The organism is Shewanella ulleungensis (assembly GCF_014648315.1).
Taxonomy (GTDB): Bacteria; Pseudomonadota; Gammaproteobacteria; order Enterobacterales; family Shewanellaceae; genus Shewanella; species Shewanella ulleungensis.
The window spans coordinates 296,528-320,319 of record NZ_BMQW01000001.1; the positions used below are offsets into that span (position 1 = coordinate 296,528).

General features: G+C 41.0%; 16 protein-coding genes and 5 tRNA genes. 6 read left to right on the forward strand and 15 right to left on the reverse strand.

The features are described from left to right. Positions 1–202: 202 nt before the first annotated feature. From nth to IEY40_RS01360, 13 genes are all read right to left on the reverse strand, one after another. Entirely contained in the window at positions 203–844 is a 642-nt protein-coding gene (nth, locus tag IEY40_RS01300; RefSeq protein WP_188952602.1) for an endonuclease III, read from the reverse strand. Positions 845–854: 10 nt separating this feature from the next. After that, positions 855–1,550 carry an electron transport complex subunit E gene (locus tag IEY40_RS01305; RefSeq protein WP_188952604.1) on the reverse strand — a complete coding sequence of 232 codons (696 nt, stop codon included), beginning with the start codon at positions 1,548–1,550 and terminating at the stop codon, positions 855–857. Then, on the reverse strand, positions 1,543–2,187 hold the full coding sequence (gene rsxG, locus IEY40_RS01310; RefSeq protein WP_487250655.1) for an electron transport complex subunit RsxG: 645 nt from the start codon (positions 2,185–2,187) through the stop codon (positions 1,543–1,545). The genes IEY40_RS01305 and rsxG overlap by 8 nt, the downstream gene beginning before the upstream one ends. 2 nt (positions 2,188–2,189) lie before the next feature. Further along, a complete protein-coding gene (rsxD, locus tag IEY40_RS01315) occupies positions 2,190–3,242 on the reverse strand; it encodes an electron transport complex subunit RsxD (RefSeq protein ID WP_188952606.1) in 1,053 nt (350 codons plus the stop codon). A gap of 2 nt (positions 3,243–3,244) precedes the next feature. Then, entirely contained in the window at positions 3,245–5,701 is a 2,457-nt protein-coding gene (rsxC, locus tag IEY40_RS01320) for an electron transport complex subunit RsxC (protein ID WP_188952609.1), read from the reverse strand. After that, the gene (gene rsxB, locus IEY40_RS01325) at positions 5,695–6,273 is read right to left on the reverse strand and encodes an electron transport complex subunit RsxB (protein ID WP_188952611.1); all 579 of its coding nucleotides are present in this window, start codon (positions 6,271–6,273) and stop codon (positions 5,695–5,697) included. Before rsxB ends, rsxC begins: the two co-directional genes overlap by 7 nt. A gap of 1 nt (position 6,274) precedes the next feature. Continuing rightward, the gene (rsxA, locus tag IEY40_RS01330; RefSeq protein WP_188952613.1) at positions 6,275–6,853 is read right to left on the reverse strand and encodes an electron transport complex subunit RsxA; all 579 of its coding nucleotides are present in this window, start codon (positions 6,851–6,853) and stop codon (positions 6,275–6,277) included. A gap of 139 nt (positions 6,854–6,992) precedes the next feature. Continuing rightward, the gene (locus IEY40_RS01335; protein ID WP_188952615.1) at positions 6,993–8,891 is read right to left on the reverse strand and encodes an EAL domain-containing protein; all 1,899 of its coding nucleotides are present in this window, start codon (positions 8,889–8,891) and stop codon (positions 6,993–6,995) included. A gap of 332 nt (positions 8,892–9,223) precedes the next feature. After that, positions 9,224–9,299: transfer RNA gene (locus tag IEY40_RS01340), tRNA-Asn, on the reverse strand. Positions 9,300–9,330: 31 nt separating this feature from the next. Next, a tRNA-Asn gene (locus tag IEY40_RS01345) sits at positions 9,331–9,406 on the reverse strand. 27 nt (positions 9,407–9,433) lie between these two features. Next, positions 9,434–9,509, reverse strand: a tRNA-Asn gene (locus tag IEY40_RS01350). Between the two features lie 24 nt (positions 9,510–9,533). Continuing rightward, positions 9,534–9,609: transfer RNA gene (locus IEY40_RS01355), tRNA-Asn, on the reverse strand. A 34-nt stretch (positions 9,610–9,643) separates the two neighbouring features. Continuing rightward, positions 9,644–9,719 (reverse strand) — tRNA-Asn (locus IEY40_RS01360). A 1,529-nt stretch (positions 9,720–11,248) separates the two neighbouring features. Between IEY40_RS01360 and uvrB the strand changes: the two genes are divergently transcribed. Further along, positions 11,249–13,270: an excinuclease ABC subunit UvrB gene (gene uvrB, locus IEY40_RS01365; protein ID WP_188952617.1), complete on the forward strand. Its 2,022-nt coding sequence runs from the start codon at positions 11,249–11,251 to the stop codon at positions 13,268–13,270. Positions 13,271–13,363: 93 nt separating this feature from the next. Continuing rightward, positions 13,364–14,137, forward strand: a complete 774-nt coding sequence (locus IEY40_RS01370; RefSeq protein WP_188952618.1) for an EAL domain-containing protein — start codon at positions 13,364–13,366, stop codon at positions 14,135–14,137. Between the two features lie 63 nt (positions 14,138–14,200). Here the strand turns inward: IEY40_RS01370 and asnS are convergent, their stop codons facing one another. Next, positions 14,201–15,601, reverse strand: a complete 1,401-nt coding sequence (gene asnS, locus IEY40_RS01375; protein WP_188952620.1) for an asparagine--tRNA ligase — start codon at positions 15,599–15,601, stop codon at positions 14,201–14,203. A 260-nt stretch (positions 15,602–15,861) separates the two neighbouring features. Between asnS and IEY40_RS01380 the strand changes: the two genes are divergently transcribed. Further along, positions 15,862–16,197, forward strand: coding sequence for a hypothetical protein (locus tag IEY40_RS01380; protein ID WP_188952622.1), 336 nt, complete (start codon positions 15,862–15,864; stop codon positions 16,195–16,197). Between the two features lie 9 nt (positions 16,198–16,206). On the opposite strand, the gene IEY40_RS01385 is transcribed toward IEY40_RS01380, so the two are convergent. After that, positions 16,207–16,782 (reverse strand): CoA pyrophosphatase, encoded by a 576-nt coding sequence (locus tag IEY40_RS01385; RefSeq protein ID WP_188952624.1) that lies wholly within the window; start codon positions 16,780–16,782, stop codon positions 16,207–16,209. A gap of 421 nt (positions 16,783–17,203) precedes the next feature. On the opposite strand from IEY40_RS01385, the gene malQ reads away from it, so the two are divergent. From malQ to glgX, 3 genes are read left to right on the forward strand one after another with little or no spacing between them, the layout of a single operon-like run. Then, complete coding sequence (gene malQ / locus IEY40_RS01390) at positions 17,204–19,393, forward strand: 4-alpha-glucanotransferase (protein WP_188952626.1); 2,190 nt, start codon at positions 17,204–17,206, stop codon at positions 19,391–19,393. Between the two features lie 26 nt (positions 19,394–19,419). Continuing rightward, complete coding sequence (glgB, locus tag IEY40_RS01395) at positions 19,420–21,645, forward strand: 1,4-alpha-glucan branching protein GlgB (RefSeq protein WP_188952628.1); 2,226 nt, start codon at positions 19,420–19,422, stop codon at positions 21,643–21,645. A gap of 47 nt (positions 21,646–21,692) precedes the next feature. Further along, entirely contained in the window at positions 21,693–23,792 is a 2,100-nt protein-coding gene (glgX, locus tag IEY40_RS01400) for a glycogen debranching protein GlgX (protein WP_188952630.1), read from the forward strand.

Here is a 23,792-nt window from a genome sequence, read left to right on the forward strand (position 1 = left end):
TTGTGGCGATGTTTTAAGATAGTCTTGAACAGCACTACAGAATACGCGACAGTGGTTAAATGCTAACTCGTTTGGGATTTAATCAATTGCCACCATTATGGTGACAAAAATGCTAGTTTATTGCATGTTAGTTGATGAGTTAACATACAATAAATTATAAAAAATGACCAAAGCATATTATGTGCATTGGTCATTTTTTTCGCTATTCTTCTGGATAAATCTTATCAGAGAATTCACACAGATCTTCTATCATACAGCTGCCACAACGAGGTTTGCGTGCTAAGCAGGTATAGCGACCGTGTAAAATAAACCAATGATGCACATCTACTTTAAACTCGCTAGGCACGACTTTAAGCATTTTCTGTTCTACCTGATCGACATTTTTACCGGGTGCAAACTTAGTGCGATTTGCCATTCGGAATATATGTGTATCGACAGCGATAGTTGGCCAGCCAAAGGCGGTATTGAGCACAACGTTGGCCGTTTTACGACCAACGCCAGGTAATGCTTCTAAAGCCTCACGATTTTCGGGCACTTCACCGCCATGTAAATCAATTAACATTTTACAGGCGTTTATCACATTGATGGCTTTATTATTATATAAACCAATGGTTTTGATGTATTGCTTGAGTCCATCAACACCTAAATCATAAATTGCTTGAGCAGTATTAGCTACCGGAAACAACTTATCCGTTGCCTTGTTTACGCTAACATCAGTTGCTTGTGCTGATAATGTCACCGCCACCAACAATTCAAATGGGCTGGAAAAATTCAACTCAGTTTCAGGCTTTGGATTGTTATCTCGTAGTCGCGTTAATATCTGAATGCGTTTTTCTTTATTCATAATAGTTTTGTTAACTTACCTTGGTGATGCGTGCGCGAGTAACCCCAACAGACTCTACTTTAGGTTGTCTCGCTTTGATTCTACTGTCGATAACATTTTTTAGAGCGATGAGTAGCCCCATGCCAATAAATGCGCCAGGAGGCAGCATGGCGAGTAAGAATGGGGTATCAATTTGCCATACATGTATTGTCAGAATGCTGGCCCATTCACCTAATAATAAATCAGCTCCATCAAATAATGTACCTTGACCTAATAGCTCTCTGCTAGCACCTAAAACGACTAATACAGCTGTAAATCCTAAGCCCATCATTAATCCGTCAAAGGCGGAATGAGCGAGAGAGTTACGAGACGCAAATGCTTCAGCTCGGCCGATGATAACGCAATTTGTGACAATCAGGGGTAAGAATATTCCTAATGAGATATACAAGTTATAGGCATAGGCATTAATGAGTAATTGCACACAAGTTACTAAAGCAGCAATGATCATGACAAACACCGGTATGCGGATTTCTTTAGGAACATAATCACGGACTAATGACACTAAGATGTTTGAACCCATCAATACAAGTAGGGTAGCTACGCCTAAGCCTAATGCGTTCGTGATGGTTGCTGTGACGGCAAGTAATGGACATAGGCCTAATAACTGTACGAGTCCGGGGTTATTTTTCCATAAACCTTGGCTGGCTATTTCGCGATAGTTACTCATGGTTACCCTCACATGTTACATGGCTTTTATACAAATCTTGACGGTGTTGCTCAACAAAAGTTAATGCTTTACTGATGGCTTTAACATAAGCTCGTGGAGTAATAGTGGCGCCAGTGAATTGATCAAACTGACCACCGTCTTTTTTCACTTTCCACAAGTCAGTATTATCTTTAAAGAGTTGGCCACTAAAATGAGTTACCCAATCCGATTTACGTAATTCGATTTTATCACCAAGGCCTGGTGTTTCTTGATGCGAAAGCGTGCGCACACCTAATACTTGGCCGTCGTTATCAATACCAATAATTAGCTTTATTTCACCGTTATAGCCATCAGGCGCAATAGCTTCAATTGCAATCGCGACAGCTTGTTGATTTTTATATGCTAAGTAGGCGGGCAATGCATTTTTACTGCCTAATAACTCTGGCGAATGCACCAAAATACATTGTTCAAATAAGACATTATCATGTAACTCGTTTGGGATTACTTGAGTTAATGTTTCTGTTAACTGTTTTTGTTCCTGTAGCGCGATAGTATCTTGGGTTAGGGCATTTACAAGCGCGACCAAACCAGTACAACACAGGGCAAACAGAGCTAATAATAAGCCATTTTTAATCATCGGATTATCATTTAAAGACATGGTTAATTTCCTGTGCGATGTCCGTAACTACGTGGGCGAACATAGTAATCAATAAATGGCGCGCACATATTGGCAAGTAATACTGCAAATGCGACTGCATCAGGGTAACCGCCAAAAGTACGAATAAGGTAAATCAATACGCCAATCATGGCGCCAAAAATTAATCTGCCTCGCGGACTGGTTGCCGCAGTAACCGGATCGGTCGCGATAAAAAATGCTGCCAGCATAGTGCCGCCGCTAAATAGGTGCATTAACGGACTAACAAAAGTATCGGGGCTGATTAAAAAGCCGAAACTGGCACATACAAACACACTCGCGATTATTGCGCCACTGATATGCCAACGTATCACCTTAAGCTTCAACATGATAAGTCCGCCAGCAAGATAAGCCATATTGACCCAAAACCAGCTTTGGGTTGTCATTCCTGAAAAGATAGGTTTTGCTAAGCTTTCTGTGGTGGTTAATCCCATGGATAAATCGGTTTTTAGTGTATCAAGTGGCGTCGCCATAGTAATGCCATCAACACCGGTACGAAAATATTCAGCCGAATATTGAGCATTTAACTCAAATATGCTTTGTAGGCTACTGACCAAATCGGCATGGTTTAGTGCAATTGTTTGTGGTGCAACCCACGATGTCATTTGCACCGGGAATGAGATTAATAGCAACACATAAGCTGCCATGGCTGGGTTAAATACGTTATTGCCTAAGCCACCATAAAGTTGTTTTACGATGACGATAGCAAAAAGAGTCCCGATGACAATGAGCCACCAAGGTGCTAAAGGCGGTATCGCAACGGCGAGTAATGACGCAGTCACTAATGCGCTGTTATCACTAAGCGTAGCCTTAATATTTTTGTGGCGTAACTTCATCACGGCCGCTTCAGCTAGGTACGCCACACTTACTGCTAAGAATAATTGGATTAACGTACCTAAGCCAAAATAATAACTTTGAACAGCAATACCAGGTATAAGACACAAGGCAACCCGTTTCATTACGGTGTTGGTGTGTAAACTGGTACTCACGTGCGGTGATGAGGCAATTTTAAATGCCATGATTAGTGTTCCTCTTGCTCAGCACTTTTGGCGAGCTTTTTCGCCTTTGCTTTGGCAACTGCTGCCGCGACTTTTGCTTTTTTGATTTGTTCTGGGGTTAAATACGCCGCACTATCATCGTTAATTATTAACCTTGTATCACTACCAGATGCTATTTCATGTTTAAGCGTTGGTGGCGTTTCAGTGTGTTGCGCAGTTATTGAGTCATTTGCTATTGATTCAATCGTAGTATCGGCTTCATCAGCTTGATTTGCTTGAGCAAGTTTTTTAGCTTTTGCTTTAGCGACAGCTACTGCAACACGAGCTTTTTTATCATCAATGAGATCGGTAGTGGCTTCAAGATCCGTTGTTGATTCAATGTCAGTTGTTGGGTGAGGCGCTAAAATAGTCACATCAGTTTGATTTGCTTGAGCAAGTTTTTTAGCCTTTGCTTTAGCGACAGCAGCTGCGACCCGGGCTTTTTTGTCATCAATAGGATCGGTAGAGGCCTCAATATCTGTTGTTGATTCAATTTCAGCTGTTGGTTGAGGCGCTAAAGCCGTCTCATCAGTTTGATTTTCTTTGGTAATTTTTTTAGCTTTTGCATTAGCGACAGCCGCTGCAACACGAGCTTTTTTATCATCGATGATATCTGTTGATGGCTCAACTTCAGTAGGCACCATATCAGTTTGATTTATTTGTGCTGCTTTCTTAGCTTTTGCCCTTGCAACAGCAGCGGCAATCTTAGCTTGCTTGTCATCAACGATGACAGATTCACTTGTAGAATCAAGGGTATCATTGCGTGCAGCGCTTGCTTGAGCGGCTTTTTTAGCTTTGGCACGCTCAATAGCAGCATTGACTGCGGCTTTTTTCGGATCGACAACAGCTTGAGATGTTTGTGTTGCTGTTTCTGTTGACGAAGCTGTTGAGGGCGCAGTCGTCACTTGCGCTTTTTTAGCCGCAATGCGCGCCATGGCAGCGGCTACAGCATCTTTATCTGATGACTTCATATTAGCTTGACGTTTAGCTGCTGCTTCTTTTGCTTTAGCTTCACGAGCATTCTTTTCATCTTCTAAACGCTGCAAGCGAGTTTCGAAACGGATTTTGGCTTGTTCAGCTTGGCGTTTCTCTTCGGCTTCTATTTTCAATGCCGATTTAGCGACGCGATAATATTCAACTAATGGAATATCACTTGGACATACATAGCTGCAACAACCACATTCAATGCAATCTTTTAAGTTAAAACTGGCGGCCTTATCGTACTCTTCTGCTTTTGCATGCCAGAAAAGTTGTTGCGGTAATAATAACGCTGGACATGCCACAGCGCACTCACCACAACGTATACAAGCTTTTTCATCGACATCGGGTGCAATTTCATTTTGGCTTGGTACTAATAAACAGTTCGTACCTTTTAAGATCGGTACATCTAATTCTGCTAGGGCATACCCCATCATGGGGCCACCAACAATGACTTTTTGTTCGGCTGATTCAATAAACTTAACTGACTGCAGTGCATCTGCCACAGTGGTACCTATTGGTAACCAATAATTCCCAGGTTGGCCAATATGTTCGCCAGTTAATGTGACAACGCGCTCAATCAGAGGTTTACCTTGATATATCGCCTCTTGAATGGCGTAGGCTGTACCAACGTTGTGAACCACAATACCGAGTTGAGCAGGGATTGCACCACTTGGTACTTCTTTGCCGGTAATAATTTGGATTAACTGTTTTTCGCCACCTGAAGGATACTTTGTTGGAATGACAGTGACGCGAACAACACCTTTAGGCAAGTCACTTCTATTCAGCGCGTCTTGCATGGCTTGCGCCGCTTCAGGTTTATTGTCTTCTATGGCAATAATAATCCGCTGAGGATTGAGTAGATGATTAATCACTCCAACACCAGACATTATTTCATGGCTGTGATCGCGCATTAGTCGGTCATCTGAAGTGATATAAGGTTCGCACTCAATGCCATTGATTATGACTAAGTCTATTTCACTAGCTGGGTTGAGTTTCACATGGCTTGGAAATGCCGCGCCACCCATACCTGCAATTCCAGCTTGCTTGATTTTGTCTAATATTTGCGGTTTTGATAGTTGATTAAGACTGTTTGGGGTTAAATCACACCAGGTGTCTTGGCCGTCTGCTTCAATAATACAACTTAACGTTGGCAAAGAAGAAGGGTGGTTAGTTGCGTGTTGCTTTATAGCAATAATCTGTCCGGACGTAGGTGCATGAACGGGTAAGTAAGTAAAACCAGCTCCTTCTGTCAGTATCTGGCCTTTTAATACTTTATCGCCCACCGTTACGGTCAACGTAGCTTGCTCGCCGACTAATGGGACGGGTACAACAAAACGCTTTGCAAGGGGTAAGCGTGAAATTGCCGATTGATTAGATAGTGTTTTTAATTGAGGAGGATGGATCCCGCCAGGAGATTGCCACAACGATCCTTTATCAAGTTGTTCTAATATCGTTAACACGCTTGTTCCTCTTGCTCAGAATGAATCACCTTGACTGGGATTGTGTTTAGTTTCCAATCCCAATTTTGTAGAGTTGTTTCTAAAGGGATCATATCGATACAATCAACAGGGCAAGGCTCTACGCATAAATCACAACCCGTACAGTCTTTTGCTATCACGGTGTGCATCAGCTTACCTGCGCCTAAAATGGCATCAACTGGGCACGCTTGAATACATTTAGTGCAACCAATACATTCATCTTCTCGGATATAGGCTACTTTTTTTACTGAAGATTGGGCTTCGGCATTTAATGGCTCTTGGTCAACCCCCATCAACTCAGCAATTTTCTCCATAGTTGCAGTACCACCTGGAGGGCATTTATTAATATGGTCACCATTAGCAATTGCCTCTGCATAAGGTCGACAACCTGGGTAGCCGCATTGACCGCATTGTGTTTGCGGAAGCAAAGCTTCCACCTGATCGATAACAGGATTGCCCTCGACTTTAAATTTCTTTGAGGCGAAACCTAAAATAACTCCAAACACTAATGCCAATAAACTCAATACCGCTACAGCAATCAATATACTTGTCATACTAGTTAACCAGCCCCGCAAACCCCATAAATGCTAATGACATCAGTCCCGCGGTGATCATGGCTATTGCGCCGCCTTTAAATGGCACAGGAACATCCGCGGCCGCTAAGCGTTCACGCATGGCAGAAAATAAAATCAACACTAATGAAAAGCCGACAGCAGCGCCAAAACCATAAATAGCTGATTGAATAAAGTTATGGTCTTCATTTACATTGAGTAAGGCGACACCCAATACCGCACAGTTAGTGGTAATGAGCGGTAAATAAATTCCTAAGGCACGATGTAATGATGCACTGGTTTTTTGTACGACCATTTCAGTAAATTGGACTACAACGGCAATCACCAAAATAAAGCTCATGGTGCGTAAGTAACTAAGGTTGAAGGGTTGTAATAAAAACTCATTGGTGAGATAGCTTAAAATTGAAGCGAGCGTTAATACAAAAGTGGTTGCCATTGACATACCAATCGCAGACGCCAATTTGCTCGACACCCCCATAAAAGGGCATAGACCTAAGAATTTAACTAGGACGAAGTTATTAACCAGTACAGTGCCGATTAATAGAAAAAGGTACTCTGTCATTGCTACATTTTTTTGACCAATAGATCCTAGTATTATCTAAGGTTTAGCGTTGAGAAACAACGGATAAAAAATAAGGTTAAGCATAAAATGCTTAACCTTGGAATAAAACGCCCTATTTTACATTTAAGTAACCTAAAAATTACTGTTTTTTGACCAAAATTTCAGGTTTAGCAATGTAATATCCTTGCAAACCATCAACGAGTAATTTTTCTAAGGTTAGTTTCTCGTCTTGTTTTTCAACACCTGTAGCAATAACGCGAATACTAATACGCTTGGCAATGTCGACCATCATACGAACAAAGAACTTATTATTGTTATCTTGTTCAATATTATCGCTGTAGCTACTGTCTAGTTTTATAAAGTCAGGGCGAACTTCGCGGAAAAATTTAAACGAAGTAAATCCTAAACCAAAACGCTCAATAGCGACTTTAGCGCCGACTTTATGCATTTCACTGACAAATTGATGGCTCGAGATTAAATTGGCTTGCATGCCTGATTCATTGAGTTCAAATATTATACGAGATGCAATTTGACGGTGTTTGGTTAATAAGTCTTTTAACCATGTCGTAAATCCATCTTGCAGGGCAGATAACGCACTAATGTTGACTCCCATATTGCCGACAATACTTGGGTTTTCACTTAATACTTTAATAGTTTGGATCACTATCATTTTATCAAGTTCGACATTTAAGCCGTAACGCTCAGCCATTGCTATCACAGTAGTGGTAGGAAGATACTTACCTTCGGCATTATAAAAACGAGCTAACAGTTCACGATAGACGTCAGTTTGATTATTACAAGGCTGAATAGGCTGCTGATAAAAGTTAATACTGCGGCGGTTAATTAAATCATCAATAGTGATTTTCCAATGATCATCACCTAACTTTTCATCACCTGACAGCTTCTCGAGTTGATAATATCGATTAGGTCCTAAAGTTTGCGCGATGCTCACCGCTGTGTCCGCTAATGCCATTAACGTTAAAGGTTCACATCCTTCTTTAAAAGGCACCATGCCTGCATGAGCAATTGAATCACTTCGGGTGCTTTGAGCATACTCATCGAGGTGGCGTTTTAGTTGTTCTAAATATTTTTCACCTTCTTTGAGCGTTAAGCCATCAATAAAGACCGCAAAGTCACCACTAGAGACTCTAAAGCATTCATTAACCCCTAATGATGACACCGCTTTACGGATGCAGTTAGCCAGTTTAGCTAAGTAATCGTCTCCTGCTGCTCGGCCATGTAGTTGATTAATGTTAGCCAGTTCTGCTGCTTTCACCATGATCAACACACCATACTGCTGTTTTGTTGATTGGCTTAAGTCTTCTAAAAATTGAGTAAAACGTTGGCGGGTAGAAAAACCACTAACTGGATCTTGATAAGCGGCTTTAGTCAGTAGTTCGTTTTCTTTTCTTACTCGGTCAAGACTCAGTTTTAAATGGTTACGACAAGTTTCAAGGGCATTACCCAATGGGCGTAATACACCCGGGAAACGTGAACTTTCTAACGCTAAAAAAGATAAATCAGGAATATGTGTGATGTAGTCTGCTGCATACCGAATGCGTTTTTTATGCAATTGTACTAATGCGGCAAACAACAGCATTAATAGAATATACGCACCAATTAATAATGTGGCAGTTTGTTCAAGATCAGCAATATTAGCTGATAAAACGCTTGATGTGTCTAAACGAACTTGAAGTCTTGCTTGTGGAAATGATTGAATATGACCGAGTTCAATATTGAAAATTTTGCTAGCAAAGTCATCACTTGGACGTTGTAAACTGCCATGAGTGAAGTTTAGATTGCTGTCTGTATTATGAATAAATTGAAAAAATTGGAACGTAAACGTACTCGACATTTGCTGATATAGGGCTTCGCCGTCACCATCCCAATTACGATATGTTTGCACATATTGTAAATAACTTGCACGTGCAATTTCACCTTGTTCTTGAACTTCATTATTTTCAACCGTGTAAATACGGAAAACCAATAGGCCGAAAACAATTAACAGAACCAGCTGAAAGGATTTTGATAAGCCCATAAAACATCCATTCCTTACGAGTTGTCAATATATCCCATTTAAACCAGAGAATGTCGTCAGTGACAGTGTCGTCTGGATGGGCATAATGAGTAATGTATTGTCACATTAGTGTATATAATAACCAATTATATGATAACAGGTGTAATATTAAATTATTATTAACCTAAAGCATTATAATGACAGGAAATTTATTTAAAATTAAACCGTAAAATGACAGTAGAGAAACAATCTGTGAGGCCAATTTTCAATTAATGAAAAATACAGCACAAAATAAGAGGTTAAATTAACAGATGAGGGAAGGTGCTTTTTTTAAGAAGGGTAAATGATAATAATGGCTCCCCAGACTGGACTCGAACCAGTGACATACGGATTAACAGTCCGCCGTTCTACCAACTGAACTACTGGGGAAGTGTATTATTACTATTCATATTTTTTGAAATGGCTCCCCAGACTGGACTTGAACCAGTGACATACGGATTAACAGTCCGCCGTTCTACCGACTGAACTACTGGGGAATTGTTATTTCAAATATGTTATCTCGATGGCTCCCCAGACTGGACTTGAACCAGTGACATACGGATTAACAGTCCGCCGTTCTACCGACTGAACTACTGGGGAAACGAAATCGATAACATTAAACGTTGGCTCCCCAGACTGGACTTGAACCAGTGACATACGGATTAACAGTCCGCCGTTCTACCGACTGAACTACTGGGGAATTACGCTTACGTTCTTAACTCACTTTACTAAATTGGCTCCCCAGACTGGACTCGAACCAGTGACATACGGATTAACAGTCCGCCGTTCTACCAACTGAACTACTGGGGAAACGTTTTTAGCAATGTATTGCTGAGAACGGAGCGCATAGTAAAACGCTCTGGTAACTGAGTCAACTCGAGTTATAAAAAAAAACGCATTTATGTGACTAATTGGTTACCAAATACACATCGTGCACGACTTTTGGGCATTTATGTCGATTTTTGAACAATGAATAGAAATTAAATACTTAGATAAAAACTATTCAGTGTCCGTTGATGTCGCGTTCACTAAACAGAGAGTGGAACATATAGCACCGTTTCAAACTTAACGCTTAAAATTAAAGATTAAATTTGCAGTTTTAATCGCCGTTGTAACAACTCTTGCGATTTAGGTTTTTAGATCCCCCCGATGAACAAGCATAAAAGCGAGCTCGACGGTTTAATGATATTCGTAAGCACACATAGAGTAAGCCATGCACTACTGCTTTCTTTAGCACTATGATGAGGATATATGGTTTGGAGCTTTCTTTTTTAACGTATTATTCTTAGACGTATTAAGGCTTCTAGCATAGTGGCTAGAGCAAAGCATACATTACTGCTCTTGTTTGAGGTATTAGGTGAACTTTTTATAATGAACAAGATCAACATTGTGAGGGATAACGATATCCGTTAATGAAAATGAAGCTCTAATCGTCGTGATATATAGTGCTCGGGATCAAAGCGTTTGAATACACTTTACTTGAAATAACTGCTAACAACTCATGATCCGATTGTCTTGTTGTTTCGTATTACTTATCAAATGTAATTTAATTTCATCAAAACATTCTTACGCTTTTGTGAATCCTGTCATCGCGCTATCCCGCACCCACATTGGTATTTTGTGAGTTATCCACTAAATCTGTGGATAAACTTGTGGACTTCTACTGTAAACGGCCTTGAATCCCTTGCTGAGTATGGTTTGGGGTTAAAATGCACTTATTCATTAGCGATAAATTAACTTGTTTAAATTCAGATAAATACAAAAATCAACTGTTTTGTTTTTTCACTGTTCTGTGTATTGCAAAATTGTAATCAGTTTGCATTGTTGATTGTGTATTAAATTGTAATTTAGTTTAGTTTTTCACCGATTTATATGCTGTTTTTAGTAAGAAAGCGCTCTTGTCTATAACTTTCACAAAAGGATCGTAATGTTGTCATCATTAATTTAGCTATGGAAATAAACGATCGTAATCGTCCAGCTTATATGGGTTTGCTTAGGCATGGTTTGTTGTGTACGAACGGCTAATTTGATTGTTCATCGTTAAACACAACATGATTTAATGCATCGAATTGTTAAAACCTTTTAGTGGCGGCGACTATCTGTAAACGCTCAGCGATGACTGATCACTTTCGTTACCGTTTATTCATTCAAGCTGCTAATAATGGGTTCAATCTAATTGATATCGCTTCCTTAACATAAGATCGTTGCTATTGCTTAGTTTGCTGTGTCAGTTGACATAAATGAGTTGATTGAAGTTTGCCATCTATCGATATTTACAGTCGCAAATTATTAGCATTTAGGTATATCATGAACAGTTCAATTAATAAGGAATTCACGCAGTGTCAGAGTCAGTTTTTACCTTAGAGTCCAAATTTGAGCCGGCGGGCGATCAACCCACAGCAATCAATCAATTAGTCGAGGGTCTACACTCAGGCATTGCCAGCCAAACCTTATTAGGTGTGACCGGTTCTGGTAAAACATACACTATAGCGAATGTAATTAAGCAAATGGGCCGTCCTACCATCATTATGGCGCCGAATAAAACTCTCGCAGCACAGCTTTATGGAGAAATGAAAGAGTTTTTTCCTCACAATGCGGTCGAGTATTTTGTGTCTTACTACGACTATTATCAACCCGAAGCGTATGTACCTGCTTCAAATACCTTTATTGAAAAAGATGCATCGGTTAACGCTCACATAGAGCAAATGCGTTTATCGGCGACGAAAGCATTATTAGAACGCAAAGATGTGGTGCTTATTGCATCTGTGTCTGCGATTTATGGTCTGGGTGATCCTGAATCATACATGAAAATGCTACTGCATCTTCGTCAGGGTGATTTTATGGGGCAGCGTGACATTCTTATTCGACTCAGTGAATTACAATACAAGCGCAATGATATTGAGCTGCAGCGTGGCACTTATCGTGTCCGTGGTGAAGTGATTGACATATTCCCAGCAGAATCTGAACGTGAAGCTATCCGTGTTGAATTGTTTGACGATGAAATAGAACGTTTAAGCGAGTTTGATCCGCTGACAGGGCAAATTAATAAGCGCATTGTTCGAACCACTATTTACCCTAAAACGCACTATGTTACGCCACGTGAAAAAATCTTAGCGGCAACAGAAGAAATTAAAGAAGAATTACGAGATCGCCGCCAATTTTTGCTCGACAACAACAAACTAATAGAAGCGCAACGGATCACCGAAAGAGTGCAATATGACGTCGAAATGATGGTTGAATTAGGCTATTGCTCAGGTATCGAAAACTATTCGCGCTATTTATCTGGGCGAGGTACAGGAGAAGGCCCACCAACACTTCTTGATTATCTACCTGCTGACGGTTTGCTGATTATTGACGAGTCGCATGTGACAGTACCGCAAATTGGTGCCATGTACAAAGGCGACCGTAGCCGTAAAATGAATCTAGTCGAATACGGATTTAGATTACCCTCAGCACTGGACAACCGGCCATTAATGTTTGAAGAATTCGAGCGTCTAATGCCACAAACTATTTTTGTCTCGGCAACACCAAGCCAATATGAGCTCGATAAAAGCGAGGGTGAAATTGCCGAACAGGTCGTTCGTCCAACCGGGTTACTCGATCCAATACTTGAAGTTCGTCCAGTTGGCATCCAAGTAGATGACTTATTATCAGAAATTCATAAACGCGTTGCGGTTAACGAGAGAGTATTAGTCACAACGTTAACCAAGCGTATGTCAGAAGACTTAACTGAATACCTCGACGAACATGGCGTTAAAGTACGTTACCTACACTCAGATATTGATACGGTTGAGCGAATTGAAATTATTCGAGATCTTCGTTTAGGCCATTTTGATGTATTAGTCGGGATTAACTTATTACGTGAAGGATTAGATTTACCTGAAGTGTCATTAGTGTGTATTCTCGATGCAGATAAAGAAGGTTTTTTACGCTCGGAACGTTCACTTATTCAGACTATTGGCCGTGCTGCGCGTAACGTCAACGGGAAAGTGATTCTCTATGCAGACAGAATTACCAATTCAATGGCAAAAGCTATGGGTGAAACTGAACGCCGTCGTGAAAAGCAGCATCAGCATAATGTAAAACTGGGTATTGTACCTCGCGGTGTAGTGAAGAGTATTACCGATGTGATGGATGTTGGTGATCCTAAAAAAGCAAAAGGCCAGCATAAGCAACAAGGTAAGTATGCACAAGTAGCAGACAATCGTGCTACATACACAAGTGTTGCAGATTTGAGTCATCAAATCGACGCACTTGAAAAACAAATGCATGAATTTGCCAGAAACCTAGAATTTGAACAAGCCGCTGCCCTGCGCGATGAAGTAAAACAACTTCGTGAACAAATTATTTTAAACAGTTAATTTATCTTAGTAGACTACACTTACTTTAACGTTTTAATTGAATTGCTTGTTACGCATAAATGCGGAAACGACTAATAATGAGCCGGTATAAATATGAAATCAGACGATATAAATTGCGACAAAGTAGTGTGTAATCATTGTATCGATGATAACGAGCTTGGCTTTGATTTTACCATGGCTTTCCAACCGATTATTAATTGTCAAACCATGGATGTATTTGGTTATGAAGCCTTAGTGCGCGGCGTTAATAACGAATCCGCTTATTCTATTATCTCTAAGGTGAATGACAATAATCGTTATTTGTTTGATCAACTTTGTCGTATTAAAGCAATAGCTTTAGCTGCTAAGTTGGGTATCGATTCAATGCTGAGCATTAACTTTTTACCTAATGCGATTTATAAGCCAGAACGCTGTATTCGTACCACTCTTGAAGCGGCTAAAAAATATCAGTTTCCCACTGAACGCATTATGTTTGAGTTTACTGAAGTGGAAAAAATCGAAGATAGCGACCATATTAAAAAAATCGTTAATTATTATAAAGCGTTAGGGTTTAAAACTGCTACTGATGACTTTGGTTCTGGTTTTTCGGGGTTGAATTTATTAGCCGACTTTCAAACTGATATTATTAAACTTGATATGGGGCTTATCCGCAATATTCATTTAAATACCACACGTCAGGTCATCATCAGTCACTGTTTGAATATGATGAAAGAACTCAATATCACAGTTTTAGCTGAAGGGATTGAAACTATGGGGGAGTATCTTTGGTTAAAAAATGCCGGTATCGAACTGATGCAAGGTTATCTTTTTGCTAAACCTGGTTTTGAATCTTTGCCAGAAATAGATTTTGAATTACTTAAGGCCTAATTAGATGAAAAAAACGCGCCGTAAATGCGCGTTTTCACATCAATTCACTATAACTCTAGGATATTAGAAGTTTGCAGAACGTGGTGCACGTGGGAATGGAATAACATCACGGATGTTGTTCACGCCGGTAACATATGATACCAAACGTTCAAAACCTAAACCAAACCCTGAGTGAGGCACAGTGCCATAACGACGCAAGTCTCGGTACCACCAGTAATCTTCCTGGCTTAATTCCATTTCAGCTAAACGTGCATCTAACACATCTAAACGCTCTTCGCGCTGCGCTCCACCAATGATCTCACCGATGCCAGGGGCTAACACGTCCATTGCAGCAACTGTCTTACCATCATCATTTAAACGCATGTAGAACGCTTTAATGTCTTTCGGGTAGTTTTTCACTACAACAGGTGCTTTAAAGTGTTCTTCAGCTAAATAACGCTCATGCTCTGATTGTAAATCAATACCCCATTCAACTGGGAATTCGAACGTCTTACCACAGTTTTTAAGGATTTCTACTGCATCAGTATAATCAACTTGTGCGAAGTCACTGCTCACGAAAGCCTGCAAACGCTCAATTACCGTTTTATCAACACGCTCGTTGAAGAAGCTTAAATCATCCATACGCTCTTCAAGCACTGCATTAAACGCAAACTTAAGCATTTTTTCTGCGAGCTCTGCTGCATCATCTAATGTAGCGAAAGCCACTTCAGGTTCAACCATCCAAAACTCTGCAAGGTGACGAGTCGTGTTTGAGTTTTCAGCACGGAAGGTTGGTCCGAAAGTGTAGACTTTAGACAAAGCGCAAGCATAAGTTTCTGCGTTTAACTGACCAGATACAGTTAAAAATGACTCTTTACCGAAAAAGTCTTTGTCATAATCCACTTTACCAGCATCTGTACGAGGTAAGTTTTCCATATCTAATGTAGATACCCGGAACATTTCACCCGCACCTTCACAGTCAGAGGCGGTGATTAATGGCGTTGATACCCAAATAAAACCTTCCTGATGGTAAAAACGGTGAATAGCTTGTGATAAACAGTTACGTACACGCGCCACCGCACCAATAATATTGGTACGTGGACGTAAATGAGCAAGTTCACGTAAATGCTCAATTGAGTGTCGTTTAGCGGCCATAGGATAAGTATCTGGGTCATCAACAAATCCAGTGACTTCAACGTCAGAGACTTGCAATTCAAATGCTTGACCAGCACCAGGAGACGCGACGATTTCACCGGTCATTACCACAGAACAGCCGGCAGTCAATTTCAATACATCGTCATTGTAATTGGCTAGGCTATTTGGCACGACACCTTGTATTGGGTCGAAACATGAACCGTCATAAACGGCCAAGAAAGAGATACCAGCTTTAGAATCACGGCGAGTTCTTACCCAGCCACGTACAGTGACTTGCGAACCGATTGCGTGTTCACCTTTAAATACAGAAGCGACAGATGTAATGCTCATTGTTGCTTAATTCTCCAACGTATCGAATTATGAATATAAATTTGGGTTTATCTTACCTTGCTGGTGGCTTTTCTCAAGCTTAAAACGCTATTCTATAATGATTATTGTGTTACTTTTGACTAAGTCGGTTAAATATTTGGCAAATGAGCGAGTTAAGTCAAAGCCGATTATCGTTATCGCTCTTACCTTCATCAATTATCAGTGTGAATGTTAATCGTAAAGTATGAGTGTGCCATATTGTGTAAACCAAGGATTAGGACATGTCTCGATTAGGTATTTTGCAAGTCGTGTTGACCGTATTATCGCTTTTAGGTTGGAGCTTGGCCATTTATGCGCTAATTGTTTATGGTGAGGCAAGGCCTGATCGTGCCGTGGGGTATTTTTTGAGTAAAGGCGTGTCAGTGCGTCTCTATTGGGACCCTGATCTGACGATTAAATTAGAGTATTTAATTTGGTGTTGTGCTGGTGTGAGCTTTTTAAACTTGCTCGTTAATTTTTATGCTAAAACCACCACGAGGATTGGCTTTTGGGTCAATATACCTTTACTTCTTGTGGTGTCGTTATCTGCTGGACTATACATTCGCTACGTTATTTAACTCATCCAATTAATCTAATGTGACATGGCGGCATAATAAATCAATTATTGCTGCCGTTACCCCCCAAATAAAGCGGTCTTCAAACGGCATGAAATGAACGTGATAGCGTTTTCCATGTCGATAATGAAATACCTCATGTCGATTATCTCTGTTGATAAAAAAGCTTAATGGCACGGTAAAACAGTCTGCAACTTCGCCCGGATCAATGATTAACTCGAAGGGTTGCTTTACAAAACCCACAACTGGCGTTATCTCAAACCCTGTAAATGTTTTATGTGGCGGAAATAAGCCTAAAACCTCAACGTTTTCTGCGCTTAAGCCTATTTCTTCTTGGGCTTCGCGCAATGCCGTGTCGATGGCATTTAAGTCGGTAGGCTCAACTTTGCCACCAGGGAAACTAATTTGTCCTGGATGATGACGTAAATGCATTGCCCGTTGGGTTAATACAATTTGCAGTTGATGATCTATTTCAATAATTGGAATTAACACGGCCGCCTGGCGACCCAAATACGATGTCGGTGCAGATGCAATGGCTGCACTTAATTGATGTAAACGATAACGCATTTGAAATTCATGTTTATTCATTAGTCTATTATATCTCTTAACTCACCTGTTGATGATCTCATTTCATCATAACAGGACAGCGTGATGACAAAAAGCGCCACAACATGTTCAACACACAGCCAAACCTTCTAATGAACAGGCTATTAAATTAACATTTCATTTCTCAAACAATATGCTGCACCATTTTATCCAAACGTGAGCTTTTTATGCTTAAATATTGCACCGTTTTAGCTAGCTCCGCGCTTTTTTAGTGCAGTCAAATATTTTAATACAACTGTATTAAATGTCTGTTTTAATATGTATTTTTGTTAAGTAAGCCTATGATTGCAAAGGGTTTGATCTTGTCATGTTATTGCCTTTTATTTGTAATCAATTTGTGATGATTAACTGGCATGGTATCTGCTGGAATTCATACAGTTAATAATCGCGAGGGATGACAAATATGGGACTTGAGAAGTTGCTATATTTGCAAGGCGTTGGAGCAGAGTTTATCGATTGTTTCGGTGAGCTTGTGCACATTCCTGCTATGGACAGGCAGGGCATATTAACCACGATGTTATTACCTACATCGTTTAATCAACATCATTGTGATCCATCTGAATATGCAAGTTTGATTACTGATACTAAAGTAGCTAAACGTATTGAGCATCTTGATGTTGAACCTTGGTTGTTACCTTTACACCGCTTTCAATGGTGTGAGATAGATAAACCGCACATAGATGTACAATTACCAGACAATTATCTGTACGCATTTAAAATAACCGTATTTGGCGAAGGTATCGATACCTTATCCGTGACAGTAAAATGTCAAGATTGCAGCATTGTTGGCGAGTACCATATCGACGGCCAACGTTATTGCCAATACCGCTTATTGCTCGACAAACCTAATTTACAGTTAGGCTATCACCACATTAGTCTGTCTTTTATTGGCGATTCATGTCGCGCAAATACCTTATATGGCCAAATCATGATTGCGCCACGCATGGCGTATCAAGGGCGTATCAACTCCCCAACAGCAGTTCAAAAGCAACCATGGGGTCTTAATGCTCAATTGTATGCACTGCGAAATGATTCGCAGTGGGGGATCGGAGATTTTGGCAATTTAGCAGAGCTTATAGATTATGCGTCTCACGCCAGTGCTGATTTTATTTTGCTCAATCCATTGCATGCACTCGATATTAGCCAGCCAGAAAATCCTAGTCCTTATAGTCCAACGGATCGCCGTCGATTAAATCCGTTATATATTCAAATTGAAGCCGTTTATGAATACAAAGAGGTTCAAGCAGAATTAACCTCTCAGCAGTGGCAACAAAAAAGACAAGCTATAAATCAAGCACAACTGATTAATTATGATGAAGTACAAAGCTTGAAATACGCCGCATTCGAAAAGTTGTATCAAATTTTTTGTCAGCAACACGTTAAGCCTGAGAGTACTAGATATAGGGCTTATTTGGCTTTTGTTGAACAAGATAAAAGTGCATTAATGCAATTTGTCGAAAAAGAAATTAATTTGGCATCTAAATATTTCAATCAAAATGCTGGTTTTTATTTGTACCTACAATTTGTCGCCCATGAACAACTCGAGGCGTGTCAGCTAAACGCTAAACAGTGCGGTATGAGTATTGGTCTCATTCGGGACTTAGCCGTTGGTGCTGTTAGTCATGGCGCCGAAATCAGTGCGAATTTAGGATTGTTTTGTGATAACGCCAGTATCGGCGCACCGCCAGACCCTTTTGCTGAACAAGGTCAAAATTGGGGCTTAACGCCGTTTGATCCTGTGAAATTAAAGCAGCACGATTTCAGTCATTTTATCCAATTAGTTCGCAGTAATATGCAAAGCTGTGGTGCACTTCGCATAGATCATGTCATGGGCTTATTAAGGCTTTGGTGGTGGCCGCTTAATCGTGATCTAGGTCAGGGCGGTTACGTTTATTATCCGCTTGAGACTTTACTTGCCATCGTTTGTCTTGAAAGCCAACGTGCTCGTTGCATAGTGATTGGTGAAGATCTTGGGATTGTCCCGCCCGAGATTGTGTCTCGGTTGCAACATGCAGGTATTTTTTCGAATGAACTGTTTTATTTTTGTAAAGACCACAATGGTTTTAAATCACCTAAAGATTATAAACATCAAAGCTTAATGATGTTAGCTAACCACGACGTACCCACGATAACGGCTTGGTGGACAGGTGATGATCTTAAACTCAGGCGTAAACTTGAATTAATCGATAACGACAATAAATTGCAGCAATTGCTAGCAACACGGCATGCAGAAAAGCAACAGCTTATCGATTTGCTGATCCGCGAAGGGGCGTTGGAACCCACAGAAAGTAGCGAGCTTGATCAGTTAGATTTTGACAAGGTTATTCTGGCCTGGATCAGTGTGGCAGCAAAAGGTAATGCACAGTTATTTAGCGTGCAACTAAGTGATTTAGTTGCAGATAAGCATGGTGTGAATATTCCTGGTACTTGGAAAGAGTTCCCAAATTGGCAACGACGTTTGCCATTAAGCATTCAGCAAATGTCACAAAGTAATAAAGTGCAGCAAAGATTGAGTGCCATTAAACAAGCAAGACAAGCCAGCAACCCTGCATTTGCTGCCAATGTGTCTTTATCCACTAACTCAGAACAATAACTCTGTACAAAAATGGATCAATGTATATGACTGAAGCCACAGCATATTTTCAGTACGGTAGCGATACCGCCTTAGTTAATGGTGAATACACCGATGTGTTTTCATTACTTGGTATGCACCCAAGTTCTGACGGTAAAGGGTTAATCGTTCGTTGCCTAATACCGGGAGCTTTAGCCATTGACGTGATTAGCACCAAAGATGGCCGTAAAGTTGCCAGTCTTGAGCAAGTCGACGAGCAAGGGTTATTCGCTGGCAAAATGGGCCGCAGAGTGAAACCTTTTGCCTACGAGTTGAGGGTCCAATATCCACTATGTGAGCAGATACTTAACGATCCGTATCAATATGACAGTTTGTTAAATTCACAAGATGTCTTTCTATTCAATGAAGGCAGTCAATTACAAAGCTACCGTTTTCAAGGTGCCAACTGGCGCCAACACCAGGGCATAAAAGGCATTCACTTTTGTGTTTGGGCACCAAATGCTAAAAAAGTAGCATTAATTGGTGACTTTAATCTGTGGGATGCTAAGCGCCACATTATGCGGTTTCATCCTGCTAGCGGATTATGGGATATTTTTCTTGTAGATGTTGAACCTGAGCAGCATTACAAGTTTGCCATTACCGATGCTTATGGGAATACCGTGGTTAAATCTGATCCTTACGCTGTGTCCATGCAACCTTCACCGCATAATGCGTCAAAAATTCCAACGTCAATGCAATATGAATGGCAAGATGCTGAATGGCTAATTGACAGAAGCCAGCAAGATAACCATCAACAACCTATGTCAATTTATGAAGTGCACTTAGCGTCTTGGCGCCGTGCAGGAGTTGATGGTCAAAACTACACAGATTATCCGCAATTAATTAATCAGTTGGTACCTTATGTGAAAGAGATGGGTTTTACCCATTTGCAATTAATGCCCATAAGCGAATTTCCATTTGATGGCTCATGGGGTTACCAGCCAGTTGGTTTATACGCACCCACTTATCGTTTTGGTGATGCTAACGGGCTTAAAGCCTTTATTGATGCATGCCACCAGCAGGATATCGCTGTTTTACTGGATTGGGTGCCGGCACATTTTCCACGAGATCCACATGGCTTAGTCCGTTTTGATGGCAGCTATTTATATGAACACCAGGATCCTCGTAAAGGCGAACACCCAGATTGGGACACGTTAATATATAACTATGGTCGCGCTGAAGTTCGCAGTTTTTTGTACAGTAACGCCCATTATTGGCTCGATGAATTTCATTTTGATGGTTTGCGATTAGATGCTGTGTCATCAATGTTGTACCTCGACTACAGCCGTAAAGCTGATCAATGGGTGCCGAATGAATTCGGGGGCCGCGAAAACCTGCAAGCTATACAATTTTTACAAGAATTAAATGCTCGCATGTATCAATGTTTTCCTGGCATCAACATGATTGCTGAAGAATCAACAGCGTGGCCAGGAGTCACCCAGCCCACTGATCACAATGGCTTGGGTTTTGGTTTTAAATGGAACATGGGGTGGATGAATGACACCTTACGTTACATCGGCTGTGACCCTCTTTACCGGCGTTTTCACCATGGTGAGCTTACCTTTAGCTTGGTGTATGCCTTTACCGAACAATTTATCTTGTCGCTCAGCCATGATGAAGTTGTGCACGGTAAAGGGTCTTTGCTGCATAAAATCCCCGGAGACGATTGGCAAAAATTTGCTACTTTGCGCGCTTATTTAGGGTTTATGTGGTCACATCCAGGAAAGAAACTATTGTTTATGGGGAATGAGTTTGCGCAACGAAATGAGTGGAATCATAACCAAAGTCTAGATTGGCATTTACTTGAATTTGCCCCGCATCAAGGGATACAAGATTGGGTGCGCGATCTTAATCACTGCTATTTACAAACGCCAGCCTTATACGAATGCGATCATCAAAGTGAAGGTTTTGCCTGGCTAGATTGTAATAACGCCGACAACAATATTTTAGTGTACTGCCGCTATGCCAAGAACGCGGAACAGCACGCGATCATTGTGGTCAACATGTCACCGCAAGTGCATCACGGTTTCCGTGTTGGCGTGCCAAGTACTGATAACTATCAAGAAGTGCTTAACAGCGATCATGCGCATTATGGTGGTAGTCATGTCATTAATGAAGGTCCATGTATCGCGCAGTCTACTGCATGGCAAGGGATGGAAAATAGTATCGTGATTACTGTGCCGCCATTAGGTTGTACGGTATTGCTGCCTGAGTCTTTAAGTCATAGCGAATAAAACATGAATATGAATTACTTCGGTTTATCACTATACAGGGGTGTGTTATGCAAATGACCAGTGGTTACCCTTATCCATTAGGGGCAACAATTGATAATGACGGGGTGAATTTCTCGTTATTTTCTGCCCATGCAACTAAAGTGGTTCTGTGCTTATTTGATCCTAGCGGCCAAGTTGAAGTTGCACAATATATTATGCGCGACACAACCCGGCAAATTTGGCATTGCCACCTTGATGGTGCCCAAGCCGGATTATTATATGGATACCGTGTTTTTGGCCCTTATCAACCTGAATTAGGTCACCGTTTTAATCATCATAAATTACTGTTAGATCCTTACGCGAAAAAACTAGTGGGTGAGGTTATTCAACATCCTGCTTTGTATGGATACGATGTTGGTGACAGTACAGAAGATTTGTCATTTGATACCCAAGACAGCGCAGCCTATATGCCTAAATGTCAGGTGATTAGCTGCGATTTTGTCGCCGATATTCCTATAGCGCCTTTGGCAAATTCATTACATAAAAGTGTGTTATTTGAAACTCATGTCAAAGGGTTTACCAAGCAACATCCTCTTATAGATACCGCAGAGCAGGGTACTTTTGCAGGCCTAGCGAGCCAGCCTGTGATTGATTATCTACAAAACCTTGGCGTCACGTGTGTTGAACTATTGCCCGTACATGGTTTTTTTGACGAACCGTTTTTAACCGAAAAACACCTAAACAATTACTGGGGCTACAACAGTATAGCTTTTATGGCGCCGCACAGCGGTTATATTGCAGATGCAAAGGGAGATATCGCAGAGTTTAGACACATGGTGTCATGTTTACATCAAGCTGGAATTGAAGTCATTTTGGATGTGGTTTTTAATCACACAGCCGAGGGGAATCATCTTGGTCCAACTTATAGTTTCCGTGGCATCGATAACGCGAGTTATTACCGATTATTGCCAAGCGATAATCGCTTCAACATTAATGATACGGGTTGTGGCAATACGTTTAATTTAAATCATCCACAAGTGTTGATGCTAGTGATGGATTCATTGCGCTATTGGGTAGAGATAATGGGCGTTGATGGCTTTCGATTCGATTTAGCCAGTTGTCTAGGCCGCGAGGTTTACGGTTTTGACCCCGGCAGTGGATTTTTTGATGCTATTACTCAAGACCCTGTATTGTGCAAAGTAAAATTAATTGCTGAACCTTGGGATATTGGCCCTGGCGGGTATCAACTAGGGAATTATCCCGTAGCCTTTAGCGAATGGAATGACAGATACCGCGATGCCATGCGTCGTTTTTGGCGTGGAGATAGCGGCTTACTTCCTGAGTTTGCTAAACGTTTTCATGGATCTAGTGACTTTTTTGAACACAATGGTCGTGGTCCTTCCGCCAGCATCAATTTTATCACCAGCCATGATGGGTTTACCTTGCACGATCTTGTCAGTTACCGCGACAGACACAATCAAGTTAATGGCGAAGATAATCGTGACGGCCACCAAGAAAACTGTAGTGACAATTACGGTGTCGAAGGGGAAACCGCTGACGAGGTGATTAATGCCACTCGCGATCGCCAAAAGCGCAATTTGCTTACCTGTTTACTGTTATCCCAAGGGGTACCTATGTTGCTTGCCGGTGACGAATCAGGCCAAAGCCAACAAGGTAATAATAATGCCTATTGCCAAGACAATCCCATAGGTTGGTTTGATTGGGACAATATAGATTGGTCATTAGTTAACTTTACATCGCAATTAATCAGTTTACGCAAACGCTTTCCGATGTTGTGCCACCAAGCTTTTATTCATAAGCCTGAAGCGCTTTTCGACAATGGTTTAGCTTGGTTTAATCGTCAAGGCGAAGCAATGACTAAATCACATTGGTGCGAGCATCACACCCGAACGTTAAGTGTCATTGTGACCGGCAATTTAGGCCATGCCGATGTGGGTGCCGTGCCTGAAAGCACAGAAGCATTATTATTGCTGATTAACGTTGATGACCAAGCACATACATTTACTTTTCCGCAATTTTCGCACTTAAAACATTGGCACTGTTTACTGCACACCCAAACCTCGGAACCTGAGGTTGATGACAGTCAGCAAGTGTTGTTAATGGATCGCAGTTTAATGTTATTTCATACCGAATTTACCAAGGAGTGA